The following is a 1,347-nucleotide window of genomic DNA, read 5'->3' as shown; positions in this document are numbered from 1 at the left end:
GTCCTTGAGGCCGAGCGAGTCGGACGCGATGGCACCGCAGGCGCTAGGCTACATCCATATTAGCAACCTCGCAACTGACGGGTTGAAATATCAGGCGGGGAAGCAATTCTCTACAATCCAGAAACAAATCAGAAACATCGCAGACAAATACGGAGCGCATGATGGTTGGCGGCCACACACGGCCGCCGAAAGTCGTTGAAGGCTCACTCAACCTGATCACAAAAATCTCGATCAGCTTGATGAGTGCGGTGTTCGCTATGTCGCTCGTCGCAGCCGCGGTCGAACAGTCGGATCCAAAAGGCCGCCCTTACCCGGAGCGAGCGTTGCACCAACCTCAGCCCCCAGTCAAACCAGCAACCAGACACGTAAAGGAGCACGTTATGAAAAAGCCTCTGATGTACGTCCTCGCGGCTGCACTCTCCCTCTCATTGCCCCTCGCCATGAGCGTGGCAGACGCCGCCACCATGAATTACCATCACCACCACCACGTCCATCATTACCACCACGTCCACCATTACCACCACGTCCACCACCACCATCACGTCCACCACTACCATCACACTGCATAACGTACCCGGTAGCGCGAATCTCTTTCGGCTACGGACAAGCCGGTCTTTATAGGCCGGCTTGTTTGCTTTAGGCTCGCAGTACAGTCAGTGCCGGGTTCCACATCATTACGGGCCGTCGATGTTTTATCATGACCGCTCAATTAGAGACGCACCGTGACGGACAAGCAACTGGCACTTTACAGCATCTCCGAGCTTTTCAGAGAGGCGAACAAGAAGCTTCAGGCGTTGCCAGACGCGCCAGATAGGCTCAAAAATAAGGTAACTGGCTTGTCACTCAAGATAATAGACGCCATTGACGATCAGCTGCACAAGGACGCAAGCGAGGAAACGCCTACGCGAGGCCCGTGACGGGCGCTGACAGGGCGCCTGATCGCTCTTTTCACTGGTGGCAATAGTCCAGACCATATCAAAAAGGTCCTCGATAGCATGGCTAAGGACTGGCCAAATGGCGCCCACTCGCGCTTCCTGGCGCCCGCGTGTGGCCGCGTGCCACCGCAACCATGCCTGCTCGGCATCATGTCGATAACTGGCCGGCATTGGCAGCCTACGCTAGCGCCGCTTCGGCCTCGCCGTGATCTCCTCGATGCGCCTTGTCGCCGATCTCCCTTACCAGAGCGAACGCCTTTTCCTTGTCTTTSGTGGTCAGSACMGYGCRCCAATGCGGYTTCTCGAACACGCTSACGAYGTAGGTCGTCACAGGCTTTTCAGGCATCTCTTCCCCCGCTGAAAGCCCGCGCCGCTTGCGGGGGCGCGGGCCGATCAGGAAGGACACCCGATC

4 protein-coding genes are annotated in these 1,347 nt (G+C 57.3%); 2 read left to right on the top strand and 2 right to left on the bottom strand.

The window, feature by feature from the left end; all coding sequences use genetic code 11:
• Positions 1 to 199, top strand: a 199-nt coding sequence (locus ACXJ7R_RS32930) for a hypothetical protein (RefSeq protein ID WP_457155443.1), incomplete at its 5' end; no start/stop codon positions are given.
• Between the two features lie 226 nt (positions 200 to 425).
• Here ACXJ7R_RS32930 and ACXJ7R_RS32925 read toward each other — a convergent pair.
• Entirely contained in the window at positions 426 to 557 is a 132-nt protein-coding gene (locus ACXJ7R_RS32925) for a hypothetical protein (RefSeq protein WP_457155442.1), read from the bottom strand.
• Positions 558 to 722: 165 nt separating this feature from the next.
• Here ACXJ7R_RS32925 and ACXJ7R_RS32920 point away from each other — a divergent pair, with 165 nt between their 5' ends.
• Positions 723 to 917: a hypothetical protein gene (locus tag ACXJ7R_RS32920; RefSeq protein ID WP_457155441.1), complete on the top strand. Its 195-nt coding sequence runs from the start codon at positions 723 to 725 to the stop codon at positions 915 to 917.
• A 196-nt stretch (positions 918 to 1,113) separates the two neighbouring features.
• On the opposite strand, the gene ACXJ7R_RS32915 is transcribed toward ACXJ7R_RS32920, so the two are convergent.
• The coding region (locus ACXJ7R_RS32915) for a hypothetical protein (RefSeq protein WP_457155440.1) at positions 1,114 to 1,347 on the bottom strand (234 nt) is incomplete at its 5' end.

It is taken from the genome of Mesorhizobium sp. P5_C1, assembly GCF_054049815.1.
This window is presented reverse-complemented; position numbering and strand designations above follow the sequence as displayed.